The organism is Tenacibaculum pacificus (assembly GCF_027941775.1).
Classification (GTDB): Bacteria; Bacteroidota; Bacteroidia; order Flavobacteriales; family Flavobacteriaceae; genus Polaribacter; species Polaribacter pacificus_A.
In genome coordinates this window covers 2,459,690-2,478,911 of sequence record NZ_CP115917.1, presented here as the reverse complement: position 1 = coordinate 2,478,911, position 19,222 = coordinate 2,459,690, and the positions used below count along the sequence as shown (strand labels likewise).

General features: G+C 29.4%; 18 protein-coding genes, 1 tRNA gene and 1 pseudogene. 6 read left to right on the top strand and 14 right to left on the bottom strand.

The window, feature by feature from the left end; genetic code table 11:
- Nucleotides 1-30: 30 nt before the first annotated feature.
- Nucleotides 31-1,515 carry a Na+/H+ antiporter NhaC gene (gene nhaC / locus PG913_RS11305; protein WP_271230799.1) on the bottom strand — a complete coding sequence of 495 codons (1,485 nt, stop codon included), beginning with the start codon at nucleotides 1,513-1,515 and terminating at the stop codon, nucleotides 31-33.
- Between the two features lie 506 nt (nucleotides 1,516-2,021).
- Here nhaC and PG913_RS11300 point away from each other — a divergent pair.
- Nucleotides 2,022-2,480, top strand: a complete 459-nt coding sequence (locus tag PG913_RS11300; RefSeq protein ID WP_271230798.1) for an Lrp/AsnC family transcriptional regulator — start codon at nucleotides 2,022-2,024, stop codon at nucleotides 2,478-2,480.
- Nucleotides 2,481-2,548: 68 nt separating this feature from the next.
- On the opposite strand, the gene PG913_RS11295 is transcribed toward PG913_RS11300, so the two are convergent.
- On the bottom strand, nucleotides 2,549-3,937 hold the full coding sequence (locus tag PG913_RS11295; RefSeq protein WP_271230797.1) for a dipeptidase: 1,389 nt from the start codon (nucleotides 3,935-3,937) through the stop codon (nucleotides 2,549-2,551).
- Nucleotides 3,938-4,031: 94 nt separating this feature from the next.
- Between PG913_RS11295 and PG913_RS11290 the strand changes: the two genes are divergently transcribed.
- Nucleotides 4,032-4,113, top strand: a tRNA-Leu gene (locus PG913_RS11290).
- 52 nt (nucleotides 4,114-4,165) lie between these two features.
- Here the strand turns inward: PG913_RS11290 and PG913_RS11285 are convergent.
- Genes PG913_RS11285 through PG913_RS11270 form a run of 4 tightly spaced genes read right to left on the bottom strand, consistent with a single transcriptional unit; the run spans nucleotide 4,166 to nucleotide 7,802 of the window.
- Nucleotides 4,166-4,969, bottom strand: a complete 804-nt coding sequence (locus PG913_RS11285) for a DNA/RNA non-specific endonuclease (protein WP_271230796.1) — start codon at nucleotides 4,967-4,969, stop codon at nucleotides 4,166-4,168.
- The gene (locus PG913_RS11280) at nucleotides 4,969-5,412 is read right to left on the bottom strand and encodes an acyl-CoA thioesterase (RefSeq protein ID WP_271230795.1); all 444 of its coding nucleotides are present in this window, start codon (nucleotides 5,410-5,412) and stop codon (nucleotides 4,969-4,971) included. The genes PG913_RS11285 and PG913_RS11280 overlap by 1 nt, the downstream gene beginning before the upstream one ends.
- Nucleotides 5,413-5,460: 48 nt before the next feature.
- Nucleotides 5,461-6,543, bottom strand: coding sequence for an ABC transporter permease (locus PG913_RS11275; RefSeq protein WP_271230794.1), 1,083 nt, complete (start codon nucleotides 6,541-6,543; stop codon nucleotides 5,461-5,463).
- Nucleotides 6,544-6,548: 5 nt separating this feature from the next.
- A complete protein-coding gene (locus PG913_RS11270) occupies nucleotides 6,549-7,802 on the bottom strand; it encodes a mechanosensitive ion channel family protein (protein ID WP_271230793.1) in 1,254 nt (417 codons plus the stop codon).
- Between the two features lie 441 nt (nucleotides 7,803-8,243).
- Between PG913_RS11270 and fabD the strand changes: the two genes are divergently transcribed.
- Nucleotides 8,244-9,131, top strand: coding sequence for an ACP S-malonyltransferase (fabD, locus tag PG913_RS11265; RefSeq protein ID WP_271230792.1), 888 nt, complete (start codon nucleotides 8,244-8,246; stop codon nucleotides 9,129-9,131).
- 72 nt (nucleotides 9,132-9,203) lie between these two features.
- On the opposite strand, the gene PG913_RS11260 is transcribed toward fabD, so the two are convergent.
- The 8 genes and pseudogenes from PG913_RS11260 to PG913_RS11225 form a co-directional block, all read right to left on the bottom strand.
- Nucleotides 9,204-10,718, bottom strand: coding sequence for a choice-of-anchor I family protein (locus PG913_RS11260; protein WP_271230791.1), 1,515 nt, complete (start codon nucleotides 10,716-10,718; stop codon nucleotides 9,204-9,206).
- 345 nt (nucleotides 10,719-11,063) lie between these two features.
- Nucleotides 11,064-12,071, bottom strand: a complete 1,008-nt coding sequence (gene galE, locus PG913_RS11255; protein WP_271230790.1) for a UDP-glucose 4-epimerase GalE — start codon at nucleotides 12,069-12,071, stop codon at nucleotides 11,064-11,066.
- Nucleotides 12,072-12,079: 8 nt separating this feature from the next.
- Nucleotides 12,080-12,493, bottom strand: a complete 414-nt coding sequence (locus PG913_RS11250; RefSeq protein WP_271230789.1) for an MFS transporter — start codon at nucleotides 12,491-12,493, stop codon at nucleotides 12,080-12,082.
- A gap of 4 nt (nucleotides 12,494-12,497) precedes the next feature.
- Nucleotides 12,498-13,634 (bottom strand): DegT/DnrJ/EryC1/StrS family aminotransferase, encoded by a 1,137-nt coding sequence (locus tag PG913_RS11245; protein ID WP_271230788.1) that lies wholly within the window; start codon nucleotides 13,632-13,634, stop codon nucleotides 12,498-12,500.
- Nucleotides 13,635-13,742: 108 nt separating this feature from the next.
- Nucleotides 13,743-15,116, bottom strand: coding sequence for an aldehyde dehydrogenase (locus PG913_RS11240; RefSeq protein ID WP_271230787.1), 1,374 nt, complete (start codon nucleotides 15,114-15,116; stop codon nucleotides 13,743-13,745).
- 56 nt (nucleotides 15,117-15,172) lie between these two features.
- On the bottom strand, nucleotides 15,173-15,859 hold the full coding sequence (locus PG913_RS11235) for an RluA family pseudouridine synthase (RefSeq protein ID WP_271230786.1): 687 nt from the start codon (nucleotides 15,857-15,859) through the stop codon (nucleotides 15,173-15,175).
- A gap of 31 nt (nucleotides 15,860-15,890) precedes the next feature.
- Nucleotides 15,891-16,503: pseudogene (gene yihA / locus PG913_RS11230) on the bottom strand (ribosome biogenesis GTP-binding protein YihA/YsxC).
- Nucleotides 16,504-16,520: 17 nt separating this feature from the next.
- Complete coding sequence (locus PG913_RS11225) at nucleotides 16,521-17,285, bottom strand: alpha/beta fold hydrolase (RefSeq protein ID WP_271232172.1); 765 nt, start codon at nucleotides 17,283-17,285, stop codon at nucleotides 16,521-16,523.
- 201 nt (nucleotides 17,286-17,486) lie between these two features.
- Here PG913_RS11225 and PG913_RS11220 point away from each other — a divergent pair, with 201 nt between their 5' ends.
- Genes PG913_RS11220 through PG913_RS11210 form a run of 3 tightly spaced genes read left to right on the top strand, consistent with a single transcriptional unit; the run spans nucleotide 17,487 to nucleotide 19,169 of the window.
- Nucleotides 17,487-17,957 (top strand): division/cell wall cluster transcriptional repressor MraZ, encoded by a 471-nt coding sequence (locus PG913_RS11220; protein WP_271230785.1) that lies wholly within the window; start codon nucleotides 17,487-17,489, stop codon nucleotides 17,955-17,957.
- Nucleotides 17,944-18,840: a 16S rRNA (cytosine(1402)-N(4))-methyltransferase RsmH gene (rsmH, locus tag PG913_RS11215; RefSeq protein WP_271230784.1), complete on the top strand. Its 897-nt coding sequence runs from the start codon at nucleotides 17,944-17,946 to the stop codon at nucleotides 18,838-18,840. The genes PG913_RS11220 and rsmH overlap by 14 nt, the downstream gene beginning before the upstream one ends.
- Nucleotides 18,840-19,169, top strand: a complete 330-nt coding sequence (locus PG913_RS11210) for an FtsL-like putative cell division protein (RefSeq protein WP_271230783.1) — start codon at nucleotides 18,840-18,842, stop codon at nucleotides 19,167-19,169. Before rsmH ends, PG913_RS11210 begins: the two co-directional genes overlap by 1 nt.
- Nucleotides 19,170-19,222 lie beyond the last annotated feature (53 nt).

The window sequence follows — 19,222 nt, the reverse complement described above, 5'->3', positions numbered from 1 at the left end:
AAGCCTCACGTTTAAAAGTGAGGCTTTTTATTATTTTTTTGATATTTCTCTAATTTTAATTCTAAAAGCAGCAAAAAGCAATGTCATAAACGGGCTTAGCCAGTTAAACATAGCAAAAAAAGCATAATCAACAACAGGTACTCCTAGTACTCCAGAATGATAAGCTCCACAGGTATTCCATGGAATTAAAACAGAGGTTACCGTTCCTGAATCTTCTAAAGTTCTACTTAAATTTTCAGGAGCTAATCCTTTGTCTCTATATGCTTTTGCATACATTTTACCCGGAACTACAATTGCTAAGTATTGATCAGATGCTGTAAAGTTTAAACCAATACAAGTTGCTACAGTACTTGCAAATAATCCAAAAACTGAATCAAATAAACCTAACATAAAACTACTTATTCTTGCTAATGCTCCAATTGCATCCATAATTCCACCAAAAACCATTGCTAATAAAATTAACCAAACAGTTCCTAACATTTTTTTCATACCTCCTGCAGTAAATAAATCTTTTAAAACTTCATTATCTGTGGCAACAGATGTTTCAACTGTTATTGCTTGCATTATTCCTTTGTAAGCAGCATTAAAATCTAATACTTTTACACCAGCTATTTGTGCCACCACTTCTGGTTGAAAAATTAAAGCGAATACACCTCCTAAAAGTGTTCCTCCTAATAAAGCAATTAAGGGTGGCGTCTTTTTTATAATTAATATGATTACAAATACAGGTACTAAAAATAACCAAGGAGTAATATTAAAAGCTTTATTAATATCTATTAACATACCTTGAGTATCAGCTTCTCCTGTGGCTGTTTGAGTAAAACCTAAAATGATAAAAAATACTATACTTACTACAAAGGTAGGTATTGTGGTATATGCCATATAGCGTATATGTGTAAATAAATCTGTTCCTGCCATTGCAGGTGCTAAATTTGTAGTATCAGACATTGGAGACATTTTATCTCCAAAATAAGCTCCTGATAAAACGGCTCCAGCAGTCATTCCTAATGAAATACCTAAAGCCTCACCAATTCCAATTAATGCAATACCTACTGTAGCAGAAGTAGTCCAAGAACTTCCTGTGGCAATAGAAATTACAGCACTTATAATTAAGCAAGCAACTAAAAATATTGTGGGATTTAAAACCTGTAAACCATAATAAATCATGGATGGAATAATACCACTAATCAACCAAGTACCCGCTAAAGAACCAACCATTAGTAATATTAAAATAGCACCTACTGTTGATTTTATATTTTCAGCAACCTCTTCCATCATTCTTTCGTAAGATACTTTGTTTTTAAAACCTACGATAGCTGCAACACCTCCTCCTAATAATAGTATAAATTGATTACTTCCACTTAAAGCATCATCACCATATATAAAAACATTATAAGCTAACATAATTACTAAAGCAAATACAGGTATTAAGGCTTCCCAGATACTTAATTCTTTATTATCAATAATTTTTTGGTCTTTTATTTTAATTTCAGATAGGTTTTTATCGTCTTGCATTTGTCATTTTTTTAGATATGTAATGTTACGATTTTGTAAAGAATTATACAAGTAGAATCAGTTTACAACATTTGTTTAGTAAAAAAAATATTCAGTCTTTTTTAAACTTATTATTTATGGTAAAATAGTTTATATAATATCGCCTTACTAAAAGTATTTTATTTTTCTGATAGTAATAATACTTGACTTATAGATATTTATAAATGAGTTTATTGTTCGTTAATTAAGATATTTTTTATTAAAGATGATTATATTTTTTTTTTAATTGTAAAAAGTCAGTTTTAAGCGAAGTGAAAATTCTTAATTCTTTTGTGTTTAAATACTCAATTAGACTTTTAAAGTTATCAGATTCTATTTATTATCATTATATTATTTTCTTTTTAGTATTATTTAATAAGTAATATTAAAAATATTAAAAGGATTCATTTGATAATTTTTTATAAGATTATGTGTATAAATTTTTTAAATTTGATGAACCTTAGTTTTAAAAGTATAAAATTTTTCAGATGAAATTAGATTCGATAGATAAAAAACTTTTAGTATTACTTCAAAAAGATAGTAAACAAACAACAAAACAACTTTCTTTACATTTAGGACTTTCGGTAACTGCTGTTTATGAGCGTATAAAAAAGTTAGAACGAGAAGAAGTAATAACACAATATGTAGCTTTATTAAATAAAAATAAAATAGGGAAAGATTTTTTAGTTTTTTGTCATTTAAAACTAGAAAAGCATACTAAAGAATATATTGTTGTTTTTGAAAGAGAAATAAATAAGCTAGAAGAGGTAACTGAGTGTTTTCATGTAAGTGGAGAATACGATTATATTTTAAAAGTATATGTAAAAGATATGGATGAGTATCGTAATTTTATGGTAAATAAATTAACCGTATTAAAACATATAAGAAGTACACATAGTACATTTACTATTGGAAAAGTTAAAGAATCTAATACAATAGTTTTATAAAATATTTTTTTTGATAAAAAACAGCCTTGATTCAAACTCAAGGCTATTTTATTAGTTTTTTAAAGAATTTATTTAGATAATTCTGTAAAATATTTATAAAAATAAGGAATTGTTTCAATTCCTTTTAGGTAATTCCAAACTCCAAAATGTTCGTTTGGTGAGTGAATTGCATCAGAATTTAATCCGAATCCCATTAAAATACTTTTACTTTTTAATTCTTCTTCAAATAAAGCTACAATAGGAATACTTCCTCCGCTACGTTGTGGAATAGGAGTTTTACCAAATGTTTCGGTATATGCTTTACTTGCTGCTTTATAACCGATATTATCAATAGGAGTAACGTATGCTTGTCCTCCGTGATGTGGAGTAACTTTTACTTTTACCGATTTTGGAGCGATGCTTTCAAAATGATTTTTAAATAATTCTGTAATAGCTCTCCAATCTTGATTAGGTACTAAACGCATTGAAATTTTAGCATATGCTTTAGATGCAATTACTGTTTTTGCACCTTCACCAGTATAACCACCCCAAATTCCGTTTACATCTAATGTTGGTCTGATAGAATTACGTTCGTTGGTTGTGTATCCTTTTTCACCATAAATATCATCAATATCTAAGGCATCTTTATAAGCATCAACAGAAAAAGGAGCTTTTGCCATTTCATCACGTTCTTCACGAGATAATTCTTCTACATCATCGTAAAAACCAGGAATAGTAATATGATTGTTTTCATCTTGTAATGAAGCAATCATTTTTGTTAAAATATTAATAGGATTAGCAACAGTACCACCATATAAACCAGAGTGTAAATCTCTATTTGGTCCTGTAATTTCTACTTCAACATAACTTAAACCACGTAAACCTGTTGTTATTGATGGAATGTCGTTAGCTATCATTCCTGTATCAGAAATTAAAATAACGTCGTTTGCTAATTTTTCTTTATTTCTAGGTACAAACCATGATAAGCTTTCAGAACCAACTTCTTCTTCACCTTCAATCATAAATTTTACATTACAAGGTAAGTTACCTGTATTTGTCACGTATTCTAAAGCTTTTACACGCATATACATTTGCCCTTTATCATCACAAGCACCACGAGCAAAAATTGCCCCTTCAGGATGAATATCTGTTTTTTTAATAACAGGTTCAAAAGGCGGTGAAGTCCATAATTCAATAGGGTCTGCAGGTTGTACATCATAATGACCATATATTAAAATAGTAGGTAAAGTAGGGTCAATTATTTTTTCACCATAAATAATAGGATAGCCAGGAGTTTCACAAATTTCTACTTTATCACATCCAGCTTTTTCTAAACTATTTTTAACAACATCAGCGGTATTTAATACATCTTTTTTATAAGTAGGATCTGCACTTACTGATGGTATTTTTAATAAATCGATAAGCTCATTTATAAATCTATCTTTATGTTGAGCAATATATTCTTGAACGTTTTCCATGTGTTGTTTTTAGTCTATTACAAAAATAATAAAAAAAATGTGCTTCTGCTTTGTAGTTTCTAACTATTGTTTATATTTGCACCCACAATAAACTGCGGGTGTGGTGGAATTGGTAGACACGCCAGACTTAGGATCTGGTGCCGCAAGGTGTGAGAGTTCGAGTCTCTTTGCCCGTACAAAAAAGCTTCTCATTTATGAGAAGCTTTTTTTATGCTATAAATTTAAAAATTATCTAAAGCTCCAAGCTTTGTAATTACTAGAACTTTCTAGTTTCTCTTCAATATCATCTGGTAAGGCAGGAAAAAAATCAATACCTGTTTTTTCTTCTAAATCATCAATAGAAATAACATAATCATATAATGGTTTTGTACTTTTTTTATGAGGTATTAAAAAAGCGATAGCTTTAACTTCGGGTCCTGTATAATCTAATATTATTTTATAAAATTCAGTAGGGATAGAAACTTTATCACGACCGATGGTTCTTAAATCATCTTTTAAAATTCCACCTGTAATAATGTATATTTTGTCATATTTCTTTGCCCAATATCTTGATTTTTCTTCTAATTTTCTCCAGATACCTGCATTAAAACTATGTCTTTGTGGAGAAATATTAGAAGTGTAAAAAGTTTCTTTATATGCTTTTATCGAATGTTTTTTATCTGCCGCAGGGCATAAATGACCTTTGTCATATCCCGATTTTTTATAGCTTTTATAATTAGCTGATCTTGTTTTTACTTTCGGATCATTAATAAAATAAGGTCTATTAATTTTAGTTGTACGAATATCTTCTTTACTTAATGAATAAGCCACCCATTCTGCCTGTTCACGTTTTTCATTATAAGATAATTGATAGCCATCATGTTTTACGATAACTCCTGTTGTTGAGGTTGGTAAATAATTAAAATCGCCTATATTTATTTGGTCTGTTGATTCAATTTGTATTGAATTATCATTAGGATTTTGATTAATAAAGTATCCTGCAATAAGTACAATAATACCAACTATTAATTTTATTTTTTTTGATGTAATCATTAATTTTTTAATATAATTTCTTTAAAATCTTCGGTTTTTTCTACGGTATTAAATATTGTTTGAAATTTAGTAGGAGGAACAGTTAATTTTCTTTTTACTAAATCTAGCCAAGCACCGTAAACCGTTATTATTGCTGATAATTTTCCGTTTTCATTAAAAACTTCACGTTGAATTTTCCAACGTTCGCCTTTATTTGATAGTCCTATTATTTTTAAATTGACAGTAATATCTGTCCCCATATGAATTTCACTTAAAAATTTGGTATTTTCTTCAAATAAAATAGGACCTGTTTTTTCATTTGTAAAATCTTGAATAGTAATATTATGTTCTTTAAAAAAACGTAATCTTACTTCGGCTGCATAATCATTGTATGCGGTGTGTCGCATATGTATATTGGCATCAAAATCTGCCCATCTTGTTTTAAAAGGTACACTAAAACTCATTTGTATTTTTTTTAAGGAAAACGAAAGTACAAAATAAAGTTTCTTAAATTAAGATTTTACATCTAAAGCATCACGAAGTGTATTTCCTATTAGCATAAAAGCCATTACTAAACTCATAATTGCCAATCCAGGAATTAAGGCTAAAAAAGGTTTTCCTAAAATGATATAATTATAATGATTTTTAATCATAGCTCCCCAAGATGGAGTAGGAGGTTGTGCTCCAATTCCTAAAAAACTTAAGCCACTTTCAATTAAAATTGCAGCTGCAAAATTAGCCGCAGATATTACAATTATCGGAGCTAAAATATTAGGTAAAATATGTTTGAAAATAATTCTAAAATCAGAAAAACCTAAAGCTTTTGCGGCTTCTACATATTGTTGTTGTTTGGTTGTAATTACTTGCCCACGCACTACACGAGCAACTTCCACCCACATCGTTAAGCCTACGGCGATAAACACTTGCCAAAATCCTTTTCCTAAAGCTAAAGTGATGGCTATTACCAATAATAAAGTAGGAATAGACCAAGTAATATTGATAATCCACATAATAAAATTATCGATTTTCCCACCAAAATAACCTGCAATTGCACCAATAGGAATTCCGATTAAAAGCGATATAAAAACAGCTATAAATCCGATGAAAAAAGAAATTCGTGCTCCAATTAATAAGCGACTTAATAAATCTCGTCCATATTTATCTGTTCCAAACCAAAATGTTTTTTGTTGAATATATTTTTTAGGTTGATTTTTAAATAAAGACAGCGGATATGCTTTTGATAAACCATCCGAATATTTTAAAACCTCTAATTGATGCTCTTTTATTGCATATGATTTTATAGAGATTTCTGTAGAAACATTTTTTTTTCCATCCACAAAAACCGAAAACCACGATTGTTTTTCTTTTGATTTTGACGGAATACTAAGCATCAATACTGAAAAACCAGGAGCTTTAGAATGTATTTCTAAATGCATTTGGTTTGCCGAATTACTATTATCAGGAGCAATTACATAGCAAAAAACAGCAATTAATCCACAGAAAATAATAAACCAAAAGCTAGATAAACCTATTTTACTTTGTTTAAATTTTTGAATGGCTAATTGCCATAACGAATTTGGTTTTTTAGAGCTCAATGTTATTAGTTATTTTTTAAATTGATAATATCTGTTCCTGTCGGATTTTCAAAAATTTCTAAGTTAAAATATTTTATACTTGCCAAAATATGGTCAAAAATATCAGCCATGTCTCTTTCATAAGCTACCCACGATTTATTTTTACAAAAGGCGTAAATTTCTAACGGAATTCCGTTTTCGGTAGGTTGTAACTGACGAGACATAAATAATAATTCTTGATTTATCTTCGGATGTTGTTTTAAATATTCGTCTAAATATTTTCTAAACATTCCAAAATTTGTCAAGTTTCGCCCGTTAATTAATATTGATTTATCAATGTTATTTTCCAAATTATGGGCTTTTACATTTTCATAAGCTGTGGTAACATAATCGGTTAATAAGCTTATTTTTTTATAGTTTTCAATGTCTTCATCTGTTAAAAAATGAATACTATTCGATTTTATAAGTACCGAGCGTTTTATTCTACGTCCGCCAGAATTATCCATCGCACGCCAGTTTTTAAACGATTCAGAAATTAAAGAATACGTAGGAATACTTGTTACTGTATTATCAAAATTTTGTACAATTACCGAGGCTAAATTTATGGCTGTTACGTTTCCATCGGCATTGTATTTGTCGATGGTAATCCAATCATTTAAACGTACGGTATCGTTTACCGTTATTTGAATACTTGCTACAAAACCTAAAATAGTATCTTTAAAAATAAGTAATAAAACAGCAGAAAAAGCTCCTAAAGCGGTTAAAAAACGAATTAGTGGTTTACCTGTAATAATTGAAAAAGAAATTATAAAACCTATAATCCATAAAACAATCATAAAAATTTGAACATAACTTTCTAAAGGTTTGTCTTTAAAAGCGGTTAAAGTTCTTAAAAAATCTTTAATTGTTAATAAAATGCTTCTGATAAACCAGATAATCGAAAATAAAATAATTAGATTGATAAATCGATGTCCGTAATTTAATAGATTAGGAAAATCAACTAAAAGAGGAGTGAGTAACGAGTATAAAAACAGAAAAACAAAAATTCTAGAAATATTTAAAAATACTCGATTATTTAATAAAAAATCATCAAAATTTGTTGTTGTTTTTGATACTAATTTTTTTATAAATTTAGTTCCAAAATATCGAAATGCTTTATAAAAAATATACCCTAAAATTGCAATAATAAGCAAGTTTGCAATTAAATTTAAATTAATTGAGAATTCTTCTGATATTGAAAAATAATTTTTAAATAATCGATAAAAAGATTTGCTTATCATAATTTTTTTTGAGTTTCAAAAGTAGGTTTTTATTAGCCAACTTTTAATTGATTTTTCTTCAAAACCAAAGTACAATAATAAACGATAAAATAGTAGTGTAAAACTAGGAAGTATTTTTTTTTTGAAGCAATTTCCCGCTTTCCGCACTCGCTTTTTTTATTTTTTCGAAAAGAAAAATAAAAAAGAGCTCAAACAAATGCTTCAATCGGGGCTAGGCATATTTACATACTTTTTAAATCTTTTACAAAATCGTTAATATTCTTTTTTTTTAAAAGGAATAAAAATGTTGTTTTATTTTTAAATTCATCAGTTATAGAACCATTTTTCGAATTAATAATGAATCTAAAAATGTGTATGTTTGCAATACATAACAAACAAAAAATAACAATTAAAGAATGTAATTATTTCAATTTACATTTTTTTATTAATAATAAATTAAAGATGAAAGCATATATTTTTCCAGGTCAAGGAGCGCAATTTACAGGAATGGGATTAGATTTATATGAAAAATCACCCGTAGCCCAAGAATTATTTGAAAAAGCAAACGATATATTAGGTTTCAGTATTACAGACGTAATGTTTGAAGGTACACCTGAGGAATTAAAGCAAACAAAGGTAACTCAGCCAGCTATATTCTTACATTCTGTAATTTTAGCTAAAGTTTTAGGAGACGATTTTAAACCTGAAATGGTTGCAGGACATTCATTAGGTGAATTATCTGCATTAGTAGCAAACGGAGTTTTATCTTTTGAAGATGGATTAACTTTAGTTTCTAAACGTGCTTTGGCAATGCAAAAGGCTTGTGAAATTAAGCCATCAACAATGGCAGCTGTTTTAGGTTTAGAAGATAAAATTGTTGAAGATACTTGTGCCGAAATTGATGGCGTTGTAGTTGCTGCAAATTACAACTGTCCTGGTCAATTAGTAATTTCAGGAGAAGTAGAAGCAATTGAAAAAGCGTGTGAAGTATTAACTGAAAAAGGCGCAAAAAGAGCCATTATTTTACCTGTTGGAGGTGCATTTCATTCACCAATGATGGAACCAGCTCGTGAGGAATTAGCAAAAGCAATTGAAGAAACTACTTTTAGTCAGCCAACTTGCCCTGTATATCAGAATGTAGTTGCAAAAGCGGTTACTAATCCTGAAGAGATTAAAGAAAATTTAATAGCACAATTAACTGCACCAGTAAGATGGACGCAATGTATTCAAGCAATGGTTGCCGATGGAGGAACTGAATTTATTGAAGTTGGACCAGGTAAAGTTTTACAAGGTTTAATGCGTAAAATTGATAGAACTGTTACAGCAAGTGGAGCAGGGGTATTAGCTTAGTATTATTTATAAAAAATAAAAAGCTCAACTTATTTTAATAAGTTGAGCTTTTTTGTCTAAAAACACTAAATATTATTTGTTTTCGTAGAATGTTACAGTTCCACTATCTTCATTAGAAACTACTAATAAAGCTTTTCCTGTTGGGCTATCTTCAGCAGATATAGCTAATAAACCTTCAGGACCTTCATCACCAGTATGAGATAAAATATCTAAAAATACAGGAGCAGTAGGATTTGTTACATCATAAACCATAACTTGATCGTTTCTTTCTAAACCAACAAATAAAATATAACGCTCATTTCCGATATTTAAAATTTCTACACTTTCTGGTTCAGCACCTTTATCATCACTTCTTTTATCGTTATCATTAAATCTATCTAAAGTAGCGTTTAATGTTTCGGTAGCGATATTATTACCACTATCGTATAAAAGTGTACCGCTATCACCTGACCAAACACTAAAAGAACGAGCTCCATAACTATATAAAGTTTCTACTTTTCCATCGTTATTAGTATCACCTAAAGTAGTTGTAGTTTTTAATCTTCCTAAGTTTACCTCATTTAAATAGTCCTTAGAAATAGGAAAAACAGTTTCATCTAATACTAAATCATCCATTCTAACTTCTTCGCTAAAACCGTCATAATCTCTAGAATCTCCTTCGTTTGCAGAGAAAATATAATCAACACCGTTAATATTTGCATATTTAATAGCATCTGGCTGATACATCCCTTTTACAGGCCATTTTTTTAATTCTTTTTTATCATCTTTATCACTAGCATCAATACTGTTTTCAGCAAGATTGTAATCTTTAAATCCTAAAGGATAAATAGCTTCAATTGTTTTTGTAGCTAAGTTTACTTTTGCAATTCCGTTGTTTTCCTGTAAAGAAATCCAAGCAGTTTTAGAATCGTCTGAAATAGCAACATATTCAGGTTCTACATCTTCTGATAAAGTAGCATCAGGACCAAAAACTCTAAATCCGTCTTTTTCTAATGCACTTTCATCAGAATTAAATGCATCAAAATTTAAAGTAGTAACTTCTTTATTTTCGATATTAATAATACTTATAGTTCCTTTTGGGTCAATTGTGTACTCACTATTAGGTTCTCCTTCGTTAGCAGAAACAATTGTTTTTCCATCAGGAGAAAAAGCCACCATATCAGGTAAAGCACCTACTGTAAATTCACTTATTAATTTATTATCTGCTGTATTGAATAATAAAATTTTTCCGTTGTTTTGTTTTACTGATGCTTCAACTGCAACAGCTAATTGACCGTTAAGTACTGCAACACTATTTGGAGCACCATAAGTAGTAAGGTCTATTTTTTCTTTTTTAGGATTGTTTAAATCTGTAATGTTATTTATTGATATCTCATTAGATTCAACATTAACCGTAAATAATTTTTTCGATATCTTATCGAAAGCCGAAATTTCTGAAGCGCCTTCACCACCAATTTTTATACTTGTTTTATAACTGAAGTTTACAGATGTGTCTATTTGTTTTTTAACAGTGTCATCATCATTTTGACATCCTATAGCTAAAACACTTAAAGTAGTACCTAAAATAATTTTTTGTAATGTTTTCATCAGTTGTTTTTATTTTGAGCAAAACTCTGATGTTTCTTTAAATTTAATGTAAATACAACTATAAGTAATAATTAATGAATTTAGTTTTTAGGCGCTCTAGTGTATATAGAAAGTTTTTAAATTGATTAATTAATGTTAAGAAGTTTTTTGATATAAAAATAATATTATCAATTAGAGATGTATTTCTAGCCCCGATTGAAGCAATTGTTTGAGCTCTTTTTTATTTTTCTTTTCGAAAAAATAAAAAAAGCGAGTGCGGAAAGCGGGAAATTGCTTCTAATAAAAAAAACAGGACTCAATAAAAAAATATTGAATCCTGTTTTTAATAATTATAAAAAAATTATTTTATTGATTTTCTTGCCATTTCCAAGAAGATAATAAAGCATCTTCTAAGGTTTTTTCAGTTTTCCAATTCAACTCTTTATTAGCAATGGTAGTGTCTGCATATGCAGCGGTAATATCACCTGCTCGTTTTTCAACAATTTTATAGTTTAGTTTTTTATTGGTAACTTTTTCAAATGAATTGATAACCTCTAAAACCGAACTTCCTGTTCCTGTACCTACATTAAAAAACTCAAAATTAGTTTTGTTCTTTTTTTCTAATAAACGATTTAACGCAGCAATATGTGCTTTTGCTAAATCGACCACGTGAATATAATCACGAATTGCTGTTCCGTCAGGAGTTTCGTAATCATCACCAAAAACAGATAATTCTTTTCTGATTCCTACTGCAGTTTGTGTTACATACGGAATTAAATTTTGAGGAACTCCTAAAGGTAATTCGCCAATTTTAAGGCTATCGTGTGCGCCAATCGGATTAAAATAACGTAATGCAATAGCATTTATATTATAGGCATCACAGCTATCTTTTATAATTTCTTCACCAATTTGCTTTGTGTTTCCGTAAGGAGATTCAGCAGGTTTTGTAGGCGCATTTTCGGTAATTGGTAATTCATCGGCTTGTCCGTAAACGGTGCAAGATGAACTGAAAATGAAATTATCAATTTTTCTATTTCTGATTTCTTGTAGTAAATAAACTAAACTTCCGATGTTGTTTTCGTAATAATCTAACGGATTTTGAACACTTTCTCCAACGGCTTTAAAAGCAGCAAAATGAATAATTCCATCAATAGTATTATTGTTGAAAAAATTAGTAACGTTTGATTTTATACGTAAATCTAATTGATGAAAATCGGGTTTTACACCTGTAATTTCTGTAATTTTATCTAAAACAGTTATTTTAGAGTTTGATAAATCATCAATAATAACAACTTCAAAACCTTTATTTTGTAATTCGACAACAGTATGTGAACCTATAAAACCTAATCCACCAGTAACTAATATCTTTTTCATAGTATTTTTTAAATGTTTGAATTTTTAATATCCAAAAGTTGAAATATTTTATCTTCTTTAGGTGCTAATAAAATCATATAAAATAAAAGAATAACACCAAAAAGAATAAAATCGGGTTTTAAAAGAAGAATCAAAAAACAAGCAATCTCTATTATAGCCCACTTAAAAATAGAAGCACTTTGATAAATAGTAAATTTTTCATTATCAGTACTTTCTTTTTTAATTCCTTTTAAAGTATTTTTAAATATAAAGTTACTTAAAACATAAGCTACCGCAGGAATAAATGAATATATTAAAGAAGCATCATCTATTTCTATATTTAAGATGTTTTTAAAATCGCCCATTAAAAAATAGGTTAAAGTAACTCCTGCTATTAAGGCAAGATGAATTATTTTAAGTGTTTTTATTTTTTGATTTATCATTTTTTTATCCTAAAAAATCTAAAATTGTTTTAGTAATAAAAGCCAATTGCTCTTCATCTAATTCGGTGTGCATTGGTAATGAAATTACTTCATCAATTAATTGATTTGTAACTTTAAAATCATCTTCGTTATAACGTGCATCTTTATATGCTTTTTGAGCATGTAACGGCACAGGGTAATAAATTGCATTCGGAATATTATTGTCTAATAAATGTTGATGTAATTCATTACGTTTTCCGTTTGTAATTTTTAAAGTATACTGATGAAAAACATGACAATTACAGTTATCACACATCGTTGTACCACAAGAGCTAGTCGTTGGAGTTATAATATTTGTATTATTAGCAAAAGCAGTATTATAATATCTAGCAGCTTTTCTACGAGCATCACAAAAACTGTCTAATAAAGGTAATTTTATTTGTAAAACAGCTGCTTGTAAGCTGTCTAAACGAGAATTTACACCAACAACATCATGATAATAACGCTTGTACATTCCGTGGTTTACAATTCCTCTAATTGTATGAGCTAAATCATCATCATTAGTGAAAATTGCACCACCATCACCATAACAACCTAAGTTTTTAGAAGGGAAAAAAGATGTTGTACCTACATTTCCAATAGTTCCAGATTTCTTTTTTGTTCCGTCAGAAAAAGTATAGTCTGCTCCAATTGCTTGAGCATTATCCTCAATAACAAATAAATTATGTTCTTTGGCAATTTCCATTACCGCTTCCATATTTGCACACTGACCAAATAAATGAACAGGAACAATTGCTTTTGTTTTTGGTGTAATAGCCTTTTTTAAAGCTTCAATATTAATGTTAAAAGTATCTGCATCTACATCAACTAAAACAGGAGTTAGCTTTAATAAAGCAATAACTTCAACAGTTGCAGCAAAAGTAAAATCAGCAGTAATAACTTCATCACCTTGTTCTAAACCTAAACCCATCATTGCTATTTGCAGAGCATCAGTTCCGTTAGCACATGGAATTACGTGTTTTACGTCTAAATATTTTTCTAAATCGCTTCCGAATCCTTTAACCTCAGGACCTCCAATATAGTAGGCAGTGTCTAAAACACTCTCAAAAGCTTTATTTACTTGTGGTTTTATTTTTGCATATTGACCTTGTAGGTCAACCATTTGAATTTTTTCATCTAAGAAATCGATTTATTGAATTCCAAAAATACGAATTAAATCTCTGTTATCTTTGAAGAAAACCTTTCGTAACTGAAGTTATTTAAAAAATGATTAACTTATTTTTAATAACATCTTTAATTGTTTTAATTTTCCTTTATAAGGCGCATATCGTACAGGGATATCTAGCCAGTTTTTTCTGGTAACGACTCCTTTTTGATGAGAAAAAGTTTCAAAACTTTGTTTTCCGTGATAGCTACCAATGCCACTTTCGCCAACGCCACCAAAAGGTAAACGATGATTAGCAAAATGTACAGTTGTATCATTAATTGTTCCTCCGCCAAAAGAATATTTTGCAATTATCTTTTTAGTAAAACTATTACGTGTTGTAAAAACATACAAGGCTAAAGGCTTATTATAATTAGAAATTATTTTATCAAAATCTTCTTCTTTTTGATATGAAATTAAAGGAAGTATAGGACCAAATATTTCCTCTTTCATAACCTCACTATTTAAGCTTGGTTCATCAATAAGTGTTGGTGAAATATAGCGCTTTTCTCTATCTGTTTGCCCTCCAATTATGCAGTTTTCATCTTTTAAAAGTAAGGCTAATCTATCAAAATTACGAGTATTTACAATTCTAGGGAAATCGCTAGAATTTTGAGGGTTTTCTCCATAAGCATTTATTATTTCCTCTTTAAAATGCTTTATAAAATTTTCTTTTACTGATTTATGAATCAATAAATAATCAGGAGCAATACATGTTTGTCCTGCATTTAGAAATTTACCCCAAACTAAACGTTTTGCCGTTAGTGGAATATTAGCCGTTTCATCAATAATACAAGGACTTTTTCCGCCTAATTCTAAAGTGATAGGAGTAAGGTGTTCGGCAGCCGCTTTTGCTACAATTTTTCCAACAGGCACACTTCCTGTAAAAAAAATATAATCCCAGCGTTGTGCTAATAATTCTTGAGAAACAGCAATGCCACCTTCAATAACTGCCACGTGATTTTTATCAAATACGGCTTCTATAATTTCTTTGGTAATTTTACTTACGTGTGGTGTTAATTCTGATGGTTTTAAAATGATGGTATTTCCTGCTGTAATTGCACCTAAAAGTGGCGCAAAAGCTAATTGATGCGGATAATTCCAAGGTGCAATAATTAATGTAGTTCCGTAGGGTTCTTTATATATTTTTGCTGATGAAGGAAAATTTAAAAGCGATGGTAAAACTCGTTTTGGTTTGCTCCAAGAATGACAGTTTTTAATCGCCATTTTTAATTCAGCTAAAACAATGGAAGTTTCAGTCATTACGGCTTCATATGCTGATTTTTTAAAATCAGCATATAAAGCTTTAATAATGTCATTTTCTCTTTTTATGAGTTCTTTCTGAAGTCTTTTTAAAGCATTTACTCTAAAAGAAATATTTTTAGTTTGCTGTGTTGCAAAAAAGTTTTTTTGTGCTTGTATTAATTCAGGAATATTCATTGTTAGAATTTATTTAAAGATACAAATTTAACGATGAATTTTAAAAATATTTAATGTTATGAGCAAGAGTCCCAAATTGGGTCTTTTGGTGTTGGAGCTGTAACTTTGATAAGTTCTTTACTTACAGGATGAATAAATTCAATTTTACGAGTACGTAAATGAATACCTCCGTCTTTGTTACTTCTTTTAGAACCGTATTTTAAATCTCCTTTTATTATACAACCAATGTTTGATAATTGCACTCGAATTTGATGATGACGACCTGTTTCTAAATCAATTTCTAATAAAGAATAATTATCTAATTTTTTGATAACTTTATAATGAAGAATTGCTTTTTTACTACCGTCAATTTCCTTCGGATATGATGTAGATTTGTTATTCTTCGGGTTTTTCTTTAAAAAACTAATAAGTGTATCTTCAGATTTATTTGGTTGATCTTTCACAACCGCCCAATATGTTTTTTTGATGATTTTATCACGTAACATTTTATTCAAACGCTCTAAAGCTTTTGAAGTACGGGCGTAAATTACAACACCTGAAGTTGGTCTGTCTAATCGGTGAACTGTACCTAAATAAACAGCACCAGGTTTGTCGTATTTTTCTTTGATGTATTCTTTAACAACATCAGACAATGGTTTATCGCCTGTTTTATCACCCTGAACAATATCACCAGCTCTTTTATTAATAATCACTAAATGATTATCTTCATGTAAAACTTGTAAATTATCTTTAGTAGAGTGCATTTTTTAAGATGTAAAATGTTGTATTGGTAATTTATTTAAAATCTTTAAGAATAGTTTCATTGGTCTTATCAATGAATTCTAAAAATTCTTCACGTCCTAAACCTGTTTCTGATGAAGTAAGAAAAGAAGTAGGAAGTATTTCCCAGTGTTTTAGCAACTTCTTTTTTATAGTTTGCTATTTGATTGTTTATTTTAGTTGTTCCTAATTTATCGGCTTTTGTAAAAACGATACCAAAAGGAATTTGATTTTCACCTAAAAACTGCATAAATTCTAAATCAATCTTTTGCGGATCGTGACGAGAATCGATTAAAACAAAAGTAAAAACAAGTTGTTCTCTTTCTTTGAAATAGTTTTCAATAAAAAATTGAAAAATAGTTCTTTTCTTTTTAGATATTTGAGCATACCCATATCCTGGTAAATCGACTAAAAACCATTCTTGGTTTATTTTAAAGTGATTTATCAGTTGAGTTTTTCCTGGTTTACCAGAAGTTTTGGCTAAATCTTTACGTTGCATCAACATGTTGATTAACGAAGATTTCCCCACATTTGAGCGACCTATAAAAGCATATTCAGGAATTCTATCCTTTGGAGCTTTCATAACATTACTGTTACTCATTACAAAATCTGCAGATCTTATTTTCATAAATATAAGTTATGCTATTATAAATTTCTTTTAGAAAGCCAGCTTTCTAAAATTTCATTAAATTCTTGAGGAGTTTCCATCATTGCTGCATGCCCACATTTATCAATCCAAAATAAATCTGAATCTGGTAATATTTTATGGAAATCTTCTGCAACTTCAGGTGGTGTGACTCCGTCTTGTTTTCCCCAAATAAGACAGGTTGGTTGGTGCATATTTGGTAAGTCATTCGCCATATTATGACGAATAGCACTTTTAGCAATAGATAAAGTTTTTAAAGCTTTAACTCTATCACTTACAATAGCATAAATACCATCTACAAGTTCTTTTGTTGCAATTTTAGGGTCGTAAAAAACCTCTCTAGCTTTGTTTTCAATATATTCATAATTACCTCTTTTAGGGTAACTATCTCCCATTGATTTTTCATACAAACCAGAACTACCTGTTAAAACGATAGCACCTACATCTTCAGGGTAATGCTTTGTGTAATATAAAGCAATATGTCCACCTAATGAATTTCCTAAAAGAACAACGTCTTTAAGACCTTTGTATTCAATAAAATCATGTACATAATCTGCTAAGTTTTTTACATTTGTTTTTATTAGCGGTAGTGTATATAAAGGTAGTTCAGGTATTAAAACCCTATACCCTTTTTCAGAAAAATGTTTAAATGTTTCATCAAAATTACTTAGAGCACCCATTAATCCGTGTAATACGACTAATGCTTTTCCTTCTCCTGCTTCTGCATATGTAAATTTGCCCTCTTTCTTTAAAAAATCACCCATTAATTTATCAGTTTGACTTAATGACAAATGTAGTCCTTTTTTGTTAAATTTTCAGTTTTATTATTTGATGCTTCTAGTTGTCGTTAAAAGAGCTAGTAATCAGTTTTTAATGGTGAAATCAAAACTTATTAACAAAGTGGTGTAAAGTGGGAATAAGTGGTATTTTTTTTTATTTTTGATGCAAACTACTGACTTTTTAAATTGATAAATTTAATAGGAACATACGAATGTAAAGTTGATACTAAAGGGAGGTTTATGTTCTCATCAGCTTTCAAGAAACAACTATCTGATGTGTTGTTAAATGGGTTTGTTATTAAAAGGTCTGTTTTTCAGCCTTGCTTGGAGTTATACCCAATGGAAGAGTGGAATTTAGTGATGTGTAAAATTCATAAATTAAATAGATTTGTAAAAAAAAATGATGACTTTATAAGAAGGTTTACTGCTGGTGTAAAAATGCTAGAAGTAGATGTTTCAGGTAGGTTATTAATTCCAAAAAACTTATGTTTATTTGCAGGTATTAGTAAGCAAATAGTGCTTTCTTCAGCTGTTAATATTATTGAAATTTGGGATAAAGAAAGATACGAAAAAGTAATTGATGACACTGTTGTTGATTTTGCTGATTTAGCAGAAGAAGTAATGGGAAATATAGAAGATGTAGATGAATTATCATAATCCAGTATTGTTAAAGGAAAGTGTAGATGCTCTTGATATTAAAGAAGACGGAGTATATATTGATGTAACTTTTGGTGGCGGTGGTCATTCAAAAGAAATTTTAAGTAGGTTAGGAGAAAATGGTAGGCTATTTGCTTTTGATCAAGATCCTGATGCACAACAAAATGTAATTGATGACAGTCGTTTTGTATTAATAGGTGAAAATTTTAGATTTATTTCTAGGTTTTTACGTTTCTATGGAATTAGAAAAGTAGATGGTATCTTAGGTGATTTAGGAGTTTCTTCTCATCAATTTGATGAAGCCGATAGAGGTTTTTCTACTCGTTTTGATGCTGATTTAGATATGAGAATGGATCAGAAATCTGATTTATCTGCTAAGAAAATTATCAATAAATATAGTGAAGAACGATTAGCTGATATCTTGTTTTTATATGGCGAATTAAGAAACGCAAGAATGTTAGCTAAAAAGATTGTAGAGGCTAGGCAAGAAGAAGAAATTAATACTAGTTTTCAATTGAAAGAGGTATTAAAAGAATTTCTTCCAGAAGCTAAAGAACACAAAATATTAGCTCAGATATTTCAAGCTGTTCGAATTGAAGTAAATCAAGAATTGGAAGTTTTAAAAGAGTTTTTAGAGCAAATTCCTGGTTTATTAAATGAAAATGGACGATTAAGCGTTATTTCATACCATTCGTTAGAGGATAGATTGGTAAAGCGATTTATAAGGACAGGGTTGTTTGTTGGTGAACCAGAAAAAGATTTTTATGGTAATTTTACTGTTCCATTAAAAAAAGTTGGTAAGCTAATTATACCAAGTTGGGAAGAAATTAAATTAAATAATAGAGCACGAAGTGCAAAGCTACGAATAGCAACTTTAAAATAATGTCTAAAGTAAAGAAAGGTATTTATGATGTTTTGCGAGGGCGGTTTTTAACAGATGATAACTCTTTTAATAATTGGGGTATCTTAATTTTTGTGGTGAGCTTATTATTAATGATGATATCGAGCTCTCATCGTTTAGATGCAAAAGTTGTGAAAATAGCTAAGCTGAATAGGAAAAAAAGAGAGTTGAGAGCTGAAGATTTTGATACGAGTACTGAATTGACTAAAATTAGATTAGAAAGTAGTATTCGAGATAAAGTAAAAGCTAATGGATTGTTTCCCGCAAAGAAACCACCTCAAAAAATAAAAGTAACAACAAAAAAAGAATAGATAAAAAATGGTCATAAAAAAAAGCATATTAAACAGACTCTATGTAGTTGTAG

What these genes read in the sequence shown, in the direction of transcription:
- nhaC (WP_271230799.1), bottom strand. Translation starts at nt 1,515, where the DNA reads ATGCAAGACGATAAAAACCTATCTGAAATTAAAATAAAAGACCAAAAA.
- PG913_RS11300 (WP_271230798.1), top strand. Translation starts at nt 2,022, where the DNA reads ATGAAATTAGATTCGATAGATAAAAAACTTTTAGTATTACTTCAAAAA.
- PG913_RS11295 (WP_271230797.1), bottom strand. Translation starts at nt 3,937, where the DNA reads ATGGAAAACGTTCAAGAATATATTGCTCAACATAAAGATAGATTTATA.
- PG913_RS11285 (WP_271230796.1), bottom strand. Translation starts at nt 4,969, where the DNA reads ATGATTACATCAAAAAAAATAAAATTAATAGTTGGTATTATTGTACTT.
- PG913_RS11280 (WP_271230795.1), bottom strand. Translation starts at nt 5,412, where the DNA reads ATGAGTTTTAGTGTACCTTTTAAAACAAGATGGGCAGATTTTGATGCC.
- PG913_RS11270 (WP_271230793.1), bottom strand. Translation starts at nt 7,802, where the DNA reads ATGATAAGCAAATCTTTTTATCGATTATTTAAAAATTATTTTTCAATA.
- fabD (WP_271230792.1), top strand. Translation starts at nt 8,244, where the DNA reads ATGAAAGCATATATTTTTCCAGGTCAAGGAGCGCAATTTACAGGAATG.
- PG913_RS11260 (WP_271230791.1), bottom strand. Translation starts at nt 10,718, where the DNA reads ATGAAAACATTACAAAAAATTATTTTAGGTACTACTTTAAGTGTTTTA.
- galE (WP_271230790.1), bottom strand. Translation starts at nt 12,071, where the DNA reads ATGAAAAAGATATTAGTTACTGGTGGATTAGGTTTTATAGGTTCACAT.
- PG913_RS11250 (WP_271230789.1), bottom strand. Translation starts at nt 12,493, where the DNA reads ATGATAAATCAAAAAATAAAAACACTTAAAATAATTCATCTTGCCTTA.
- PG913_RS11245 (WP_271230788.1), bottom strand. Translation starts at nt 13,634, where the DNA reads ATGGTTGACCTACAAGGTCAATATGCAAAAATAAAACCACAAGTAAAT.
- PG913_RS11240 (WP_271230787.1), bottom strand. Translation starts at nt 15,116, where the DNA reads ATGAATATTCCTGAATTAATACAAGCACAAAAAAACTTTTTTGCAACA.
- PG913_RS11235 (WP_271230786.1), bottom strand. Translation starts at nt 15,859, where the DNA reads ATGCACTCTACTAAAGATAATTTACAAGTTTTACATGAAGATAATCAT.
- PG913_RS11225 (WP_271232172.1), bottom strand. Translation starts at nt 17,285, where the DNA reads ATGGGTGATTTTTTAAAGAAAGAGGGCAAATTTACATATGCAGAAGCA.
- rsmH (WP_271230784.1), top strand. Translation starts at nt 17,944, where the DNA reads ATGAATTATCATAATCCAGTATTGTTAAAGGAAAGTGTAGATGCTCTT.
- PG913_RS11210 (WP_271230783.1), top strand. Translation starts at nt 18,840, where the DNA reads ATGTCTAAAGTAAAGAAAGGTATTTATGATGTTTTGCGAGGGCGGTTT.